Annotated in this window: 13 protein-coding genes; 4 read left to right on the top strand and 9 right to left on the bottom strand. The window is 63.4% G+C overall.

Going from position 1 to position 16,649, the window contains the following annotated elements; translation table 11 throughout:
* Positions 1–97: 97 nt before the first annotated feature.
* A complete protein-coding gene (locus VGN72_20445) occupies positions 98–967 on the bottom strand; it encodes a hypothetical protein (protein ID HEV7301719.1) in 870 nt (289 codons plus the stop codon).
* A gap of 479 nt (positions 968–1,446) precedes the next feature.
* Here VGN72_20445 and VGN72_20440 point away from each other — a divergent pair, with 479 nt between their 5' ends.
* From VGN72_20440 to VGN72_20430, 3 genes are all read left to right on the top strand, one after another.
* Positions 1,447–2,103: a hypothetical protein gene (locus tag VGN72_20440; GenBank protein HEV7301718.1), complete on the top strand. Its 657-nt coding sequence runs from the start codon at positions 1,447–1,449 to the stop codon at positions 2,101–2,103.
* A gap of 211 nt (positions 2,104–2,314) precedes the next feature.
* Positions 2,315–2,620: a hypothetical protein gene (locus tag VGN72_20435; GenBank protein ID HEV7301717.1), complete on the top strand. Its 306-nt coding sequence runs from the start codon at positions 2,315–2,317 to the stop codon at positions 2,618–2,620.
* 69 nt (positions 2,621–2,689) lie between these two features.
* The gene (locus VGN72_20430) at positions 2,690–3,070 is read left to right on the top strand and encodes a hypothetical protein (GenBank protein HEV7301716.1); all 381 of its coding nucleotides are present in this window, start codon (positions 2,690–2,692) and stop codon (positions 3,068–3,070) included.
* Positions 3,071–3,737: 667 nt separating this feature from the next.
* Here the strand turns inward: VGN72_20430 and VGN72_20425 are convergent.
* From VGN72_20425 to VGN72_20410, 4 genes are all read right to left on the bottom strand, one after another.
* Complete coding sequence (locus VGN72_20425) at positions 3,738–4,661, bottom strand: branched-chain amino acid ABC transporter permease (GenBank protein ID HEV7301715.1); 924 nt, start codon at positions 4,659–4,661, stop codon at positions 3,738–3,740.
* A 184-nt stretch (positions 4,662–4,845) separates the two neighbouring features.
* Positions 4,846–5,967: an ABC transporter substrate-binding protein gene (locus VGN72_20420; protein ID HEV7301714.1), complete on the bottom strand. Its 1,122-nt coding sequence runs from the start codon at positions 5,965–5,967 to the stop codon at positions 4,846–4,848.
* An 84-nt stretch (positions 5,968–6,051) separates the two neighbouring features.
* The gene (locus VGN72_20415; protein HEV7301713.1) at positions 6,052–7,164 is read right to left on the bottom strand and encodes a M24 family metallopeptidase; all 1,113 of its coding nucleotides are present in this window, start codon (positions 7,162–7,164) and stop codon (positions 6,052–6,054) included.
* A gap of 9 nt (positions 7,165–7,173) precedes the next feature.
* Positions 7,174–8,424 (bottom strand): hypothetical protein, encoded by a 1,251-nt coding sequence (locus VGN72_20410; protein HEV7301712.1) that lies wholly within the window; start codon positions 8,422–8,424, stop codon positions 7,174–7,176.
* A gap of 151 nt (positions 8,425–8,575) precedes the next feature.
* Here VGN72_20410 and VGN72_20405 point away from each other — a divergent pair, with 151 nt between their 5' ends.
* The gene (locus tag VGN72_20405) at positions 8,576–9,715 is read left to right on the top strand and encodes a hypothetical protein (GenBank protein ID HEV7301711.1); all 1,140 of its coding nucleotides are present in this window, start codon (positions 8,576–8,578) and stop codon (positions 9,713–9,715) included.
* Between the two features lie 85 nt (positions 9,716–9,800).
* On the opposite strand, the gene VGN72_20400 is transcribed toward VGN72_20405, so the two are convergent.
* The 4 genes from VGN72_20400 to VGN72_20385 form a co-directional block, all read right to left on the bottom strand.
* Positions 9,801–12,086 (bottom strand): O-antigen ligase family protein, encoded by a 2,286-nt coding sequence (locus VGN72_20400; GenBank protein ID HEV7301710.1) that lies wholly within the window; start codon positions 12,084–12,086, stop codon positions 9,801–9,803.
* A gap of 231 nt (positions 12,087–12,317) precedes the next feature.
* Positions 12,318–13,805, bottom strand: coding sequence for a branched-chain amino acid ABC transporter permease (locus tag VGN72_20395; protein HEV7301709.1), 1,488 nt, complete (start codon positions 13,803–13,805; stop codon positions 12,318–12,320).
* Between the two features lie 250 nt (positions 13,806–14,055).
* A complete protein-coding gene (locus VGN72_20390) occupies positions 14,056–14,499 on the bottom strand; it encodes an FKBP-type peptidyl-prolyl cis-trans isomerase (GenBank protein ID HEV7301708.1) in 444 nt (147 codons plus the stop codon).
* Between the two features lie 196 nt (positions 14,500–14,695).
* The gene (locus VGN72_20385) at positions 14,696–16,396 is read right to left on the bottom strand and encodes a response regulator (protein ID HEV7301707.1); all 1,701 of its coding nucleotides are present in this window, start codon (positions 16,394–16,396) and stop codon (positions 14,696–14,698) included.
* Positions 16,397–16,649 lie beyond the last annotated feature (253 nt).

Raw genomic sequence — 16,649 nt, 5'->3', positions numbered from 1 at the left:
ACACGAAAAGAGAGCAACTGCGCTTTCTTTCCTATTCGTGCTAATTCGTGGGCCGCTTTCTTTCCTCGCAAACGCGCCGCCCGCCCGCCCGCTTCGATCAATACCTGAACCTTAGCCCCACCCCGCCCCACAGCTGCGTGTCCGCCTGCAGATAGCTCGCGATGCCGTCGGTGTAGACCAAATATCCCTCGATCAACCACGTGCCATACCGCGGTGGTAGATCCGTGGCGGCGTTCAGGCTGTAGCTGAGCGTCAGGCCGACGTCGTAGTGCTGGAACCCCGAATCGTCACCGTCGTCGCCACCATCCACCGCGTAAAACTGGTACGACGTCACGTACGCCACGTCGGCGAACAGCCGCAGGCTGAGGCCGGTGTCCTCCAGTTCGGTGATGTGCTCGACGCCTGCCTCGAAGTACCAACCCTTGTAGCGGTCGTAGTCGTATGCCCCGTAGACGTAAGGCGACAGCACCGGCCGCTCGGTCTTCAGCCAGAACGAATCGTCCAGCTGGAACTTCACGAAGTACTCCGACGTGTTCAGGTCTTCCCGCTCAGGGTAGATATACGCGTTCAGCCCCACGTCAATCGTCAGCGGGCGAATCTCCCACTCGGCCCCGAAGAACGGCCGCACTTCCTGAAATCGGCTGATCGGGTCGGAATTGTAGACGTTGGCAAACACGCCCAAATAAGGGTGCGGTGCCTTGCCCAGGTCGAAGTTCACGCGCGTGTCGAACTGGAAGTTCGGCGCGTCCTCCTGCCCGCCCGTCTCGCTGAAGTCGATGCCGCGATAGACGTAGTCGGTGAGATAGCGGAACGTGAAGTCGAGGTTGACCCCGCCGTTGTTGCCCACGCCGATATCGGTTGGATACGACGGGTCCGACGGCTGCAGGTAAACACTGGGCGGCGGTGGCGCCGCCGGCTGCCCTAGGGCTAGCCCATGCACGGACGCAAACGTGGCGACGACAATCATCGGAACGACAAGATGGGATGTTTTTTTGCTCACGAGTGATGCGCCACTCTACCGCCCGTCGCGTTCACGGGACAAGGGGCGGAGGGGGAAAGGAACATCCCAAATCCCGCATGTCGGACAAAATCCCAAACCCCAATGACCAACAAATGACCAAGCCCCAATGCCCAATTGAAGAGAATACCGGGCTGCACAGACCGTCATCCCGACGGGAGGCGTGCCGACCTGAGGGATCTCGATCTGCCGAGAATCGCTCGGCCATTCGAGATCCCTCAGGTCGCCTGGGCTCCCATCGGGATGACATCTCTCTGTGGGTCGCTTTCCCCTCCTGTTGGTCATTGGGATTTGGTCATTTGTTTGGCATGGGGACTTGGGATTTTCCTATGGCCGTCCCAGATTCCCCTGCTGCGTCTCCGGTTCAACTGCGATATGATGCGAGCGGTTTCGAGCAACGAACGTCGCCGTCACCCTGAAATTCACCCATGGCTTCAGAAACCCTTCCGTCTTCCACCGCCACGCCCCCCGAGGCGCTCGGCACGCCCGCCGACACCGCCGTGCCGCAGCGGCTTCCCGCCGGCGACGAGCCCGACCGCATCACCTGGTTCGACAAGGCCGAGGCGTTCATCAGCAAGCTGTCGACGCGCGACAACTTCTGGCACCGCATCTGCTCGTTCATCTGGCTGCCGCTGGCGTTCTTCAGCGGCATCAAGATGAAGCAGCTCGACGAGAAGAGCTACGCCGCCTACCTGCCGTTCCGCAAGTTCAACCGCAACTGGTACAACGCCATGGCCGGCGGCGCCCTGCTCGGCAACGCCGAGATCGCCGGCGGCATGTACGTCTTCGGCGTGGTGGGCGAGGACTACACCGTCGTCTGCAAACACCTCGACTACAAGTTCCTCCGCCCCTGCCTTGGCCCGGCCATCTACAAGATGACCCCGGTCCAGAACATCCACGAACTGCTGAAGACCGCCCAGGAGTTCGACCTCACCGTCGACATGAACGTCGAACAACAAATGCGCAAGAGCGGCGAAAAGGACCGCCGCGTGGGCAAGGCGACCGTGACGTTCCATGTGACGCATAAGCAGCTACATAAGCTAAGGGCAAAGCGGCGGAGCAAGGGGAAGGCGCTGAACGGCTGAGACCCGTCAGTGGTCCGTTGTCCGTGGTCAGTTGTTAGAACGCCCGGCCAACAGGTACCTGTCATCCCGATGGGAGGCTTGCCGACCTGAGGGATCTCCCAGTGCCGAGCGGCGTCCGTCCATCGAGATCCCTCCCGTAGCCTTGGCTCCGCTCGGGATGACAGTTCAACCCTGCTGGACAGCGACCGAGTAGTTCGAAGGGTACACTTCGATGAAGATCCGCTTTTCCCCACTCAGCTTTCTAATCGGATTCGTTATCGCAACCGCGATCGGATTGACGTTCGTTGTTCCTGCATCCAAAATCGCGTGGCGTACGAACATGGACAGCGATGTCCATCGCGGCATCCATGGAGCGCTAGTTTTCATCGAGGAGTCTGCTAACCAAGGCGATTGCGAGAAAGCGGCTGCTCAACTTAATTTGCTCAATAAGCGGTTCGAGGCCTACCGTAATGCTGGCGGGCCGCCCCCGTCCGACTGGATGGAGGAAGTTATCGCGACCACTCGGCCGGCAAACTAGCCGGGTGCCACGGTACGGTACTCCGTGCCGTGCCGAGGGCGGGGCAGAGCACGGCTTGGAGTACCTCGCATGCAATGGCTACCAACCGACGAGCAGGTCATCGAGCGGCTGCGATTCTGGCAACGGCGGCGGCGGATGGTCGGTGTGGCAATGCTGGTGATCGGGATCGCGGTGGTTGGGGGAGCACTGTACGAGGTACGAAAGCTACACGAACAATCAGTGGCCATCTTCGCGGAACTGGACCGGGAGGCCGCGCCGACGACGAAGACGTTCGAAGAGACGATGGATCAGACGCAGTTCAACACCGGCCTGATGCTGGGCTTCTTACTCGCGACCGGCCTGTCGGCCGGCGCTTCGCTGGCGGTAACAGGCTTGGTCTGCGTGATCACCCAGAACCGCAAGGATCGCCTGCTGCTGCAATGCTGGGACGACACGATGAAGTCCCGATGACGGACCGCCCCTCCGGTCCCCTCTCCCGGTACTCCGGGGGAGGGCTAGGGTGGGGGTGGTCTCAAGTGACCAACTACCAAATCCGAATGACCAATGAAATCTCAATGACCCAATGACCAAGTGAGGCCCCACGCATTGGACATTGGTGCTTGTGCATTCATGGGGTCATTCTGGTTTGGTCATTGGTCATTCCAAATGCCCCCACCCAGCCTCCCCCGGCGTACCGGGAGAGGGGCCGGAGGCGTCCGGCTCGTCGCATCGCTAGTCGGTGACAGGGCAGAAAGTCGGTTTCTCGCTAAAGATCGCTGACGACTTGTGTTAGATCGACGCCGCCGCGTCTTGCAGCGTCGACGCTCCGACTTAAGCGGTCGACGGGTCAGTTCAAATGGTCGACGTGCCGAGGCAATCGGTCGACCTTCCGACGTGAACGGTCGACGTGTCGGGTCAAACCGTCGACCGTTCGGTTCAAACGGTCGACGTGCCGGGTCGAGCGGTCGACCTTTCGGGGCAAACGGTCGACCGTTTGCGTTGACGCGTCGACCGTTCAGGTCAAACGGTCGACCGTTCGCTGCGTCTTTGGCACCGTCCGAGTCGAACGGGCGACGGGTTGAGGGGATGAAGCGCGTTTTTATCGGGACCGAGTCAGGGAACGGCGGCGGACGGTCGATTACACCTTCTCAATCGTGTTCTTCCCAAGCAGCCCGCTGGGCTTGACCAATAACACGGCGATCAAAATGACGAACGCGACGCCGTCCTTGTACTGGCTGCCCTTGGGCAGATAGCCGGCGACCAGCACTTCGGTCAGGCCCAATAACAGGCCGCCGCACACCGCGCCCGGGATGTTGCCGATGCCGCCCAGCACGGCGGCGACGAAGGCTTTGACGCCGGGCATTAAACCCATCAGCGGGTCGACCTTCGGGTACTTAATCGCCACCAGCACCCCCGCGGCCGCGGCCAGCACGCTGCCGAGCACGAAGGTGAAGCTGATGATGCGGTTGATCGGGATGCCCATGAGCGCAGCCGTGTCGAACCGGAAGCTGACGGCCCGCAACGCAAGACCCGTGCGCGTGAACATGACGAGGTACGTCAGGGCGCTCATCAGTACGACCGTGACGACGAGGATGAGTGCGTCGACCTTGCTGACCGTCACGCCGTGGATGTTGAACAGTTCACCGCTGATGTTCGGGATGATCTGCGGGAACGAGCGCGGGTTGGGCCCGAAGACGGCCGTCTGCTGGCCGCCGTACTGAATGAACAGCGACACGCCGATGGCCGTGATGAGCGAGTTGATGCGCGGCGCGTCGCGCAGCGGCCGATAGGCGAGGCGTTCGATGAGAAACCCCACGATGCCGCAAAGCGTCATCGCGACGAGCAGGATGAGGAAGAACTTCGGCCAAGTGGGTTCAGCCGATAGCCCGAACCAATTGGTGGCCGCGTAAAACGCGAACATCGCCCCCAGCATGTAGACGTCGCCGTGGGCGAAGTTGATGAGGCGAAGGACGCCGTACACCATCGTGTAGCCGACGGCGATCAGCGCGATGATCGCGCCGTAGGACAGGCCGTTGACGAGCTGTTGGAGGAATTCTTCCATGGCGGGCGACCGTGGTTTTCAAGTGATCCCGATCACCACTCACTGTCATCCCGAAGGGAGCGGTAGCGACCTGAGGGATCTCGACCGGCTGACGGTTCGGGGCCTTGGGAGATCCCTCGGGTCGCTACCGCTCCCCTCGGGATGACAAATGGCCTTCGCTCGGCGATCGAAGGTTCACATCAAACTACGGCTGCACGCTCGTCATGAACTTCGTCGCGCCGTTCTCAATCTTCAACACCACGATCGGCTTCTGCGCGTTGCGCTCCTTATCGATCGTGATCGTGCCGCTGGCGCCGGGGAAGTCCTTCGTATCGGCCAGAGCATCGCGGATGTCCTTGCCCTTGGTGTTGCCGGCCTTCGTGATGGCGGCGGCCATGAGGTTCATCGCGTCGTACCCGAGGATCGCCATGGCGTCGGGGGTCTTGCCGTTGTACTTGGCCTTGTAGGCGTCGACGAACTGCTTCACCGCGGGGCGGTCTTCTTCGGGCGAGTAGTGGTTGGTGAAGTAGTTGCCGTTGACCGCATCGCCACCGATCTTGAAGGTCTGTTCGCTGTCCCAACCATCTCCACCCATCAGCGGCGCGTTCAGGCCAAGCTCCTTCGCCTGTCGGCAGATGAGGCCGACCTCGGTGTAATACCCGGGCACGTAGACGGCATCGGGATTGGTGTTGCGGATCTTGGTCAGCTGGGCCTTGAAGTCGATGTCGTCGGTGCTGTAGCTCTCGTCGGCGACGATCTCACCGCCGGCCTTCTTCACCGTTTCGATGAAGAACTCGCGCAGGCCGTTGCTGTAGGCCTGCTTCACGTCGTACAGGACGGCGAAGCGCTTGGCCTTCAGATCGTTCATCGCAAAGTTCGCCATCGCGGCGCCCTGGAAGGGATCGATGAAGCAGGAGCGGAAGATGTAGTTGCCGACCTGCGTCACCTTGGGGTTGGTGCTGGCGGGCGACAACATCGGCACGCGCGACCGCTGACAGACCGGCGCGGCTGCCAGCGAGTTGCTGCTGGCGACCTCACCCAGCACGGCGACCACCTTGTCCTGATTGATGAGCTTCTGCACGGCCGTGACGGCTTCTTCCGGCTTGCCCTGCGTGTCCTCCGTCACCAGCTTCACCTGCTTGCCGAGCACGCCACCGTCGGCGTTGATCTTGTCGAGCGCCAGGCGGATGCCTTCATCGGTGCTGATGCCGAACGTCGCGGTGCCACCGGTCATGGCGCCGTAGTGGCCGACGACGATGTCCTGCGCCATCGCCGGGGCGATGAATGACAGGATGAGGACGAGCGCGAACGCGATGGGCCTTTTCATATGTTCTCCCGTATTTACCGGCACCGATGCGCGGCGGTGATGACCTGCGCGCACTGTACGAGTTACGTGCAACCGCGGCAATCCCTACCGAACCAGCATGTCCGCCCGGCGGAGCGATTGGCCGTTGAACTCGCCGGTGATCGTGGGCCAGCTTTCGCTGTGGGCGGTCAGAACTTCGATGCCGCTGGGCGTGCAGAGGACGGTGTCTTCGCACTTTACGCCGACCATGGAGGGGTTCCATGCGAAGGCTTGGTTGTCGACCACTTTCACGTCGCTGCTGGGGTTGGCGACGACCTCGCGGCCGGCGTAGCCGGTGCTGCCGCCCTGGTGGTGCAGCTTCCACTGGTCGGCGCCGCCATGGTCGGCGTAGGCCTTCTGCAGGTCGGTGAAGATCTCGCCCAGCGTGCGGCCGGGCTTGGTCGCGAGGTTGACGGCGGCATCCACCTGGCAGATCGCGTGATGCTTCTTCTTCAACTCATCCGACATGGGCCCGAAATGCACGAAGCGCGTCATGCACGAGATGAGCCCGCCGAACTCGGCGCACGATACCAGCATGACGTAACGCGCAAGGCGGCTATTCGTCGGAATCGGATGGCGGTACCGGCAGATCCGCTCGTCGGCGGCGATCAGCGTTACCGTGGGATTAGCCCCTTGCGCGTGCACGTGATGATCGAGCAGGCCGGCGATCTCGTGCTCCGTCATACCGCGTTCAACCTCGCGGCATGCCGACTCCATCGCGCGACTGACGCGGGCGGCGCCGTCGCGATAGCGGGTAATCTCGGCATCGGTCAGCGACCAGCGCAGTTCGGCGAAGTCGTCGGGCAGCGGCTGGAGGTTCAAGCCGGTGGTGTCGGTGTCGGCCGCCACGCGCTTGCCGCCCAGCGATTGGCTGATGACGATCTTGGCGGCGTTGCGGTCGTACCAGGGGAAGTCGATCGTCTCGAGGTCCGTGTCGACCAGTTCCTCGGTGCGCATGCGCGGCGCCTCGATGCTGTTGGCGAAGCAGACGCGCCGATCGCGCGTCGCGAAGACCGCGGTGACGCCCACGGGCGTGCTGTTGGCGATGTGGTTGTCGCGCCCGCCGGTGATCCAGGCGAAGTTGTTGCGGTTCTGCAGCCACACACCGTCCAGCTTGTGGCGGTCCAGAAATGCGGTCAGGCGGTCGGTTTTGATCGAGATTTCGTCGGTGTTGGTCATAGGTTTGTCTCAGGTCGCCGGTTCGTCCGGGACAAGGGTCGGTGGCTGCTTGGGAACCGCCAGTCGCGCCAGCAGCACGACGGCAATGCCCGGCAGCAGCCAGATCTCGCGGCGATCGATAAAGCCAATCCAGAACATCGGCGCCGCGACGAGCATCGCCAGCAGCCACACGATCACCATCCGGCGCGTCGGTGGCATTGGCCGGCGCCACGTGGGCAGCATGCAGATCCAGGCGTAGGCTGGGAAGACGAGCCCGTAGAACGCCATGAAGACGCGGTAGCTGCCTTCGAAAACGTTCATCCCGTTGTCGTCGGCGTTGCGCGAAAAGACGGCGTACATCGCGCCGACGATCGCCGCCGCCAGCAGGATCGGCATCACGCCCCACCTTAGGACGCCCTTCGCCTCCCGCCCGTGCACCGCGATGGTAAAGCCGGTCTGCAGTCCCATGTGCAGCGCAAGGGCGGCGGCGACGGTGGTGCCGACCGTGGCCGCGGTGCCACTGAGGATGCCGGGCAACGCCTTGGCGTAGATCAGCGTGCCGACGATCATCGCAAGGAAGAAAACGCCAAAGCCAAGCGTGAAGGCGGTGCGCGCCGCGAGCGGTTGCAGCGCCTTGCGGGCGCGATGAAACGTCAGATCGAGGTACGGGCAGAGCAGGAAGCCGAAGAGGATGACGGGCGTGAGAAACGCCAGATCGCGCCCCGCGACGATCGCGCCGGGCGCGCCTTCGATCGCGTCGGGTCGATTGCGGTAAACGATCGCCAGCAGCGCGACCGAGATGACCCAGACAAGCGCCGCCCAGAACAGGTCGATGCCCCGCCGCCACGCGCCGAGCAGTGTGAACAGCAGGAAGAGCCCGGCGCTGGTGGCCCAGTTGGACGCTGGTGGCGCCAGTTGCACGAGAACGACGACAAACAGCAAGTGAAACGCGATGGTGACGATCGAGAACGCCACGCACGCCGACCGGTGCGATGCGGTCATGTCCAGGCTGTGCCCCTGGCGCGACAGTACCGACCCCATCGCCGCCGCCCCGATTACATTCGGCACCGCGAACACCCACCAGGCGACCGTCCCGTAATCGCGCACGAGCAACACCGGCAGGAACATGCCGATGCACCACGTCCACGACACCCCTAAAAATACCGCCCACACGAGCGCACGCAGTAATGACGACGACGGTGACGATGATGTAGAGAAGGGTTGCGCGGTCGACACGGCGAGAGTGTACAGGAGTCGCTTCAACCGGACCACGACCAACATTCACAACCATTCTTCCCTCAACACCCCGCCACTGCCGTGGCGGCGCTTTCCATCGCCTCCAACCCAAGTCTCGCTTTATAACGCGTGCCCTCTTCCCTCGCGGCGCGACTCATGTTTCAATCCGCAATATCCCAACAGAAGGAGGACTCGCATGATGGTGAAGTTCGCTACGCTTATCGCGGCCACGTCGCTGGCCCTGGCACCGGCGTTCGTCGGCGCCCAAACCCAACCCGCGGCCGCCGGTGGCGCCGCAGTGCCGACCGAGATGAAGGATGCCATCTCCGGCACGATGGACATCCAGTTCAACACCCGCACGAACCTCGACAGCTCCGGCGACCTGCGCGCCGGCTCGGCGGCGGTCGGCGCGGTCGACAAGTACGACGTGAATCTCACCGTCGCCCAGACCTCGCAGTTCAGCGGCGAGGTCAACCGCCAGCCCAACCTGTACACGAACGTGCTCGGTCGCAAAAAGCAGGACGCCAAGCTCACGTTCGACCTGAACCTGATCGTGCTGAACCCCAACAACCTCTCGCAGAAGCGCACGGTCGGCAAGTGGGTCGGCGTGGTGCCGATCGACACCAACACCGGCGCCTTCATCCTGCAAGGCGACGTGAAGGACGACCGCCCGCTGCGCATTGCGGTCGACACGATGGGTGCGGCCCAGGGCTTCCAGGACAAGTTCGACGGGAAGCTGATCGGTAAGGCCGAGAAGAAGGAAGGCCTCACCAGCTACACCTACAAGCGAATCGTGGGTGGCAAGGAAGTGACCAAGACCGTGCAGCGCGTCGACCCGATGCGTTTCGAGAGCATCACGCTCGCCAAGGGCCCGGCCAACAGCTACCCGCGCACGACCGTCAACGGTCGGCTCGACTACGACTACGAGACCGGCAACTACCTCACCGACGGCATCAAGTTCAGCTACACTGCCGACGGGAAGGAAGTCACCGACACGGTCACCGGCACGATCAAGTGGGTGGAAGACGCCAACCGCGCCAGCAACGGCAAAGGCCAGTACGAGTTTAACCTCCGCTGGAACGAGGAGGCCAACACCCCCGCCAGTGGCGAGGCCGCTGCCTTCGCGCCTGATGCCAGTGAAGATGCCTTCTTCGCCGTCGACAACAGCGTGCCCAGCCTCACCGGCACCGTCGAGTACGTCGACCAGATGTCCGGCGAGACCGTGACCGGCAGCAAGGTCACCTACCACCTGAACGCCAACAAGCTCACCAAGCAGCAGGTGATGGCGTTCGCCAAGCTCTGGATCCTCGCCGTCGGCCCGACCAACGACGAATAGTTCGTTTAGCGATCCGACCAACGACGGCCCGCCCGTGCAGCAATGCACGGGCGGGCCTTTTTATTGCACCGGCGTAGGAAGGGAATTACGGCGCTGCCGCCGGCGCCGCAGACAGTTCGGCGATCCGCCGCTCGATCGCCGCGACCTGTTCAATCGGCAGGCGCTTCGGTTCGTCGGGGGACAGGCCCGCGTTCGCCGCCAGTGCGAGCCGCATCTGTTCGACCGCCTGCTGAGGTTGGCTGAAACGGATGAGGGCCTCGGCGTACTCCAGCCTCATCTCAACCGCTTGTGGGTCGATCTCCACGGCCCGGTCGTACCCGTGTTGCAGGCGTTCGACGTTCGGCTCGGGCAACTGGGCTTCCACCCGTGCCGACAGCAGCAACGATTTCACGCTCATCGGGTTGGTCGCGATCGCGCGGTCGATCCAAGCGCGGAACGGCCCGATGGGCTCTCGCTCGTCCAACAGCGAACGGGCGGTCTGGTAGGCGTAGTCGGCGTTGTAGGAGACGCGGTCATAGGCTTGGCCGTACAGGTCGGCGGCGCCGGGACGGCCAAGCCGTCGCAGTTCGCCCGCGGTGATGGCGTCGCCTTCCGACAGGCCGATCGGCATCACGATCGCGAACAGCAAGACCAGCCACACGACCGCAGCAATGCCAAGCGGCACGATCCGCCGCACGAAAGACGCCGCGTTGCGCGAGACCGCTGACATCGCGCCGGTGCTTATGCCCACCGCGCTACCGGCCAGCAGCGCGAACACGAACATGCCGCTGGACTCGAACATCGAGAAGTCGATCAGGTTCTGCAGCAGGAACAGCAGCGTCGCGATCACCAGCGCCGTGCGCACCCAGCCGCCGTGGCGCGCGACCACGTCGTGGCGAGCCAGCGTGCCGGCGAGCAGGCCGAGCGTCAGCATCACGCCGTACAGCAGTCGTTTGCGCAGCTCGTAGTCGATGTAGTCGGCCGACTGGTTCAAGTCGATCGAGGCCATCGCGTTCAGCACCATCGCGCTGGCCGCGATCATGACCGGGACGATCAGCATCGACAGCAGCGACGTCTGCGGTTGATCCGCATCATCGGCCGGTGGTGGCGGTGGTGGCGTGACGGTGGCCGACTCGTCAGTCAGCCGAGCCGCGGGGCGCGTCATCTCCCATATCAGTCGGCCGATCGCCAGCACACCCAGCGCGCCACCGATGAGGCCCAGTTCGACGAACAGGCGTACGATGAGGTTGTGCGGGTCGCGGACCTCTTCGGACGCGATCGCCAGGCGCTGGCCCAAGTAATGCGGGCCAAAGTTTTCCCAGCCGACACCGAGGATTGGGTGTTCGGTGAAGACGCGGAAGCCACCGAGCCAGTAGCGCCAGCGGAAGGTGAGGCTGTCGTGGAAGAGCGTGCCGGTCGTCGTGCCACGCCAGATGATGACCGCGACCGCGCTGATCGCCACCAGCACGCCCAACGCGAACAGCGGCTTGTGTAGCGTGCGCAATCGTGGGCCCAGAAGCGCAACGAACGCGTACGCCATGCCCGCCAGCAGCAGCGTGCCGATGGCGGCCCGGCTGTGCGTCAGCCAGATGACGATGCAGCCGCACAGGATCGGAATGGCCAGTAGCAGCGTCCAGCTTCTCAGTCGCTCGGTCAGCTTTCCCGACCCCTCGCCCGTGCGCTGCAGCGCTAGGCCGATCGTGAGGATGATGGTGACGACCAGCAGCGCCGCAAACGTGTTGGCCGAGGCGCTGAAGCCGACCATCTCGCCGTTGTAGATCTTCTGAAGGAACTGCCGCGCCTCGAACGAATCTTCCGTCCATCCGCGGTCGGCAAGGATCTTCGCGCGGTTTTCAGCGACGTTGTCCCGTAGTGCCGGTAGTTCAGCGAAGCGGTAGAACGCCGCCTGCGTGATGAAGATCAAGAGCAGCCCGACGCCCACGCCCGCGACAATGCGGGCTCGCTTCTCCGTTCGCACGAGCTGCGCGACCGCCCATGCAAGGGTCATCGCCGACAGCCAGTTGACCGCCGACACAACTGCCAGGAACGCGTCGGCCGCCCAGAGCGCGCTGGCGATCGCCCAGCCGCCCAGCAACAGCAGGCCGAGCAGCGCGAACGAGCGGCTGATGATGAATGTCGGATCAATCACCCGCCGAAGCAGCACGAGCATCGCCGGCACGACCGCCAGCATGCTAAGCACCAGCGCGCTGGTGGCCCCCGCACCGCGCGGCACCGCTTCACCGCCGGCTGCGATCTCCAGGGGCTCGCGGATCGTCTCCAGCATCGTGCAGCGGGCGACGACGATCGCCAACGCAATCAACAACGCCAACCGGTCGATCCAGTTCGCGATCGGTGGGGCATCATCATCGATAAGTAGCGGGGCGCGCGTCATAGTGAGGCTGGGAATCGTATCACGCGGGTGCGATTCGGTCGTGTGGAACGCGTAGCTAAAGAACCCCGAGCCTAACGCTCGCTTCTCCACGTGTCATCCCCATGGGAGCGGTAGCGACCTGAGGGATCTCCCACAGCCCGCACCGTCAGTCAGTCGTGATCCCTCAGGTCGCTGTCGCTCCCTTCGAGATGACAGGCAAGGCGGGCGACCGCGAGAAGGCCGACGGCAACGTTAGGGCAGCGATTGTCCCGTGGCCACCGGCGCCGCGGCCGCCGGTCGCGGGCGGCGCCTTGGCAGCCAGTTGCGGTTGCCGGTCTTGGCGCGGGCGATCATGATCAGGATCAGCAGCAGCGCGTAGATCACCAGCCGGTAATCGCCCACTTGGGCCAGCCGGTCGGTCAGCCAGGGCGACAGGTTTAGCTCGTCGGCCGACGCCACGCCGAACGGCCTCGCGAACAGCGCCAGCCAGCTCGTGGGGTCGCGCAGGAACTCGGGCAGCCACGTCAGCACGATCGCAGCGATGATTGCGCCCGGAATGCTGCCAAGCCCGCCGATCGTGACGATGATGACCAGTTCGATCGACCGCACGAGTTCGAACGATCCCGTGTTGATGTAACCGTACAAATGGGCGAACAGCGCCCCCGCCACGCCCGCGAAGAACGAACCGACGACAAACGCCAGCACCTTGTGGTGCGTGACGTCGATGCCCGTGGCGGCAGCGGCGATCTCGTCCTCGCGCACGGCGACGATCGCGCGGCCCTTCGGCGATCGCGCCAGCCGCCACACGACCGCCGTCGTGATGATGACGGCCGCAAAGACCCACGGCGCGATGAAGCGGATCGGCACGTCGTCGTCATTCATCGCGAAGTACGTCGGCACCTGCAGGCCGATCGCGCCACCGAGCGCCTGCGTATTGAAGATGACGACGTTGATGATGGCGGCAAAACCCAGCGTGGCGATCGCCAGGTAGTCGCCGCGCAACCGCAGCGTGGGCAGGCCGACGATGAAGCCCACCATCGCCGCGCACACGCCACCGCCCAGCAGCGACATGAACATCGCCAGCGGCTCGCGGGCCGCGGTCGGCAGCAGTCCATCGATCCGGCCCGTCGGCGATTGCATCGCCTCGATCATCCAGCTGAACAGGCCGTTCAGGCCAGCGAACCCGCGCGACCAGACAAGGTACGCCGGCACGGTCTCGAGCGGGTAGGCCTTGGAAATATCCCACACCAGCCACGCGAGCGCCGCCAGCAACAGCAACGGTGGCAGCGACCCATGCAGGCGGCGCGACAGGCGGATGAGCGCGAACAATCCGTACAACACCGCTGCTGCTACGACCGCGCAGAGGATCAGGCACGCGAAGAAGCCGGCCATCGCCGCGGGCCGCTGGAAGTCGATCGTCTCGTCATCGGCGTTGGTCGCGGCGCCGTAGGCCAGCGTCGCGTAGCCACCGAGGTAGGCGCCGACCGCCATGAACCCGGCGTGTCCGAGCGAGAACTGCCCGCTGATGCCGTTGATGAGCTGCAGGCTGACCGCCAGCACGATCGTGATGCCGATGCGAAGGATGACGTTGGCCCGGTACGGGTCGACGAGTTCCTCGTTGTCCACCAACCGCCCCACCAGCACCGCCACCACGATCAGCACCAGCAGGAGCCCGTTGTCGAGCATCGTGCGCAGCGGTCGCGGGATGGAGGAACGGGATAGGGGCAACGTGTCGGTCATCAGCGGCGGCGCATGGTACTGGAAGTGAAGGCAGAGGTGAACTTGTGGGCGCGCGACGAATAAGCACTACGGAATCATTGAAACATCGATCGTGGTGAACGAGTGCTTACGAAATCCGGCCCCTCTCCCATGTACTCGTGGGAGAGGGGCCGGAGGAATCTCCTCCACCTATGCGCACAAAAGAGCCGCCGGTTTACACCGGCGGCTCGTAGGTTCAGTCGGATGCGCTCCAGCGCGCCCGTGGGCGATGCTACCGGCCGCGCTTGACGCCGAGCAGTTCGACGTCGAAGACGAGGGTGGCATTGGGGGGAATGGCGCCACCGGCGCCTTGGGCGCCGTAGCCGAGGTCGGGCGGGATGACGAGCTTGCGCTTCTCGCCGACCTTCATGCCGGCCACGCCTTCGTCCCAGCCTTTGATCACCCGGCCGGCGCCCAGCTCGAAGCTGAAGGGCTCGCCGCGGTCGACGGAGCTGTCGAACTTCGTGCCGTCGGTCAGCGTGCCGGTGTAGTGCACCCACACGGTATCACCGGCCTTGGCGGCGCCGTCGCCCTCTTGAACGGTCGTGAACTTCAGACCGCTGGCGGTCGTCTGTTCATGGCCGGCGGCCGGGGCGGTCGTGGGCGATTGAGCTAGCAACAGCGTCGAAACGCTGGCGATGGCGACGGCGGACAACAATGCATATTTCGTTTTCATAAAGTTCCTCGTCAATGAGGGACCACGTTCATCATGGCCCAGGCCGCGAGCATTCGATTCCGTCGTTTAGCCGCGAGCCTGCTCGCGCTTCCGCGCCATCCCGAACAAACCATCGAGCATATCCGCGAGCAAGCTCGCGGCTAAACGTGCCTGCCTACAGCAGTCTGGCTCGTCGGGAAAGTTACACGAACGGGCGTTATTGCGAAACGCCCTGCGGCTGAAGCGCCTTGCGCACTTCCGTCAACAGCTGGTCGACCTTGAACGGCTTGAACAGCACCGCCTGCAGCCCTTCCTGGCTGGCGCGAACGATGCTGTGGTTGGGGTCGTAGCCGAAGCCGGTCATCAAAATCACCGGCGTCTGCTGGCTCTTCTTGCGGGCGGCGGCGAAGACGTCGTAGCCGCTCTTGTCGGGCATCTTGATGTCGCTGATGACCAGGTCGAAGTCGGCGTTCTCCAGGTGCTCGATCGCCTCCTCGCCGTTGCACGAGACGGTTACCGTGCCGTGATACTTGCGGAGGATGTCGGAGATCGTCGTGCGGATGTTCGGCTCGTCGTCGGCGATCAGGATGCGCGCCCCACCGATCGCCGGGTCGGCGTTCTGCTGCTCCTTCACGTCGGCGGCACCCAGGATGCTCGTGTTCGGCCCCTTGGCGGCCTGGTGCAGCGACTTCTGGATCGTGGCGCAGTTGTCGATGATCGCCTGCAGCTTGCTGCGCAGTTCGTCGTGCCCGATGTACTCGTCCATGAGCGCGTTGGCGTCCGACGAGATGTCATTCAACGGCCCGGCGACTTCAGCGCACACGTCGTCGGCCACCTTATGCGCGGTGCCGACACGCTCGACGATCATCAGGTCCAGGATGTTCAACGCGATAGCGACGTAGCGCCCGAAGATCTCGGCGAATTGACGGTCATCTTCGTTGAACGCGGCGCGGTGGCGCGATTCGATGTTGAAGACGCCGATCACCTTGTCGTGCAACCGAAGCGGCACGGTCAGGCTGCTCTTGGCGGCGTCGAGGCCGATGACGTAGCGCGGGTCGCGCTCGACGTCCGGACAGATGTAGCTGCGGCCCGTCGCGCCAACGTAACCACTGATGCCGTTACCGTTCTCGTCGGCGTACAGATCAATGTTCACTGCTTCGGGTGGCAGGCCCTTGCTGATCACCACGTCAAGCTTGTTCGACCGGCGGTCGAGCAGGCGAATCGCGAAATGATCGAAATGCATCAAATCGCGCGTAAAACTGATTATTTTATCTTCTAATAGCTTCAAACGCTGCCCGACGTTCAGCTTCTGAAGCAAGTCCCCTTCCAGGCGCACCAGTTCACGGCCGGCCTTGTCGATCGCGTCGATCTTCTGCTGCAGGCGCCGCGTGCCGGTCGCGTCCCACACCACGCTGACCACCTGCACGACATTGCCGGCTGGGTTGATCACCGGGCTGGCGATCATCTCCAGGAACTGCTGGTCTTCGACGTTAAACGCGTATCGCTTGGAGCGGGAAAAGACGGGGGTCTCGGGGGCTTGCGGGCTAACCTGGCGGCTGAAGAGGTCGTAGGCTTCCTTGCAGGTCTTGCGGATCTTCTCATGCACCGGCGCGGGCCACGCGTGCATCTTCTTGTTCATCCAATTACAGCGGCCCTCACCATCCACGATGCATACGCCTTCACCGATCGTGTTCAGGATCAGGTTGGCCTGCTGGCTGACGAGCGCGCGTTCGAGGGGAAGGAAGTCGGCCGAGTTGGAGAAGATCGCGTTGAAGTTGTCGTGACGGAGCGCCTCGATCGCCTGGTCGATCGAGCTGATCTCGACGACCTCGCAATGCGAGCGTAGCGCGTCTACGGCAGCGTTGTTGCCCGCAGACTGCGAACCGAGGATAAGGACCTTATCTCGCGTACCGCCCAATCAGACCGCCGTTCTTTTAACTGAGCCGCTTCAATGTTAGTCGTTGAAAACCGGTGGCGTCAACGAAAATCGGGTTAGGTCGCTAAGGGTGGATGGATTTCGTCTGACAATGAAGCACATTCCCTAAGCTATGCATTTGTCATCCCTTATGAAATCGGCATCTCCAAGCGACTTCGCGTATAGGTGGAAAACCTGTCGGTAACGTCCCTACTCTGTCACGAGCCGCGCCAGAGGCCGCTTCCCATCCTGCCAA

Source organism: Tepidisphaeraceae bacterium (genome assembly GCA_035998445.1).
GTDB lineage: Bacteria > Planctomycetota > Phycisphaerae > Tepidisphaerales > Tepidisphaeraceae > DASYHQ01.
This window is presented reverse-complemented; position numbering and strand designations above follow the sequence as displayed.